The organism is Patiriisocius sp. 208BN25-11 (assembly GCF_058147145.1).
This window is the reverse complement of the sequence record NZ_JBYVJY010000191.1, coordinates 1-222: the sequence shown is the minus strand read 5'-3', so window position 1 is coordinate 222 and position 222 is coordinate 1. Positions and strand designations below refer to the sequence as shown.

Annotated in this window: 1 tRNA gene; it reads left to right on the top strand. The window is 35.6% G+C overall.

Features of this window, described 5'->3' with window-relative positions:
* Nucleotides 1–2 precede the first annotated feature (2 nt).
* Nucleotides 3–76: transfer RNA gene (locus ACY2RS_RS16080), tRNA-Ile, on the top strand.
* The last annotated feature ends 146 nt before the right edge of the window (nt 77–222 follow it).

Below are 222 nucleotides of genomic sequence, written 5' to 3'. Positions count from 1 at the left end.
AAAGTCTCATAGCTCAGCTGGTTAGAGCGCTACACTGATAATGTAGAGGTCGGCAGTTCGAGTCTGCCTGAGACTACGATTACCATCGAAATCGACTTTGAAATCGAAATCGAAATTGAAATTTGAAATTATTTCTTCGGAAATATACGTTCATTACATATTGAAAGGAAATTTTAGAAGTTGGGAATTACTTCGTTGTTCGAAAATCTGAATTCTAAATTC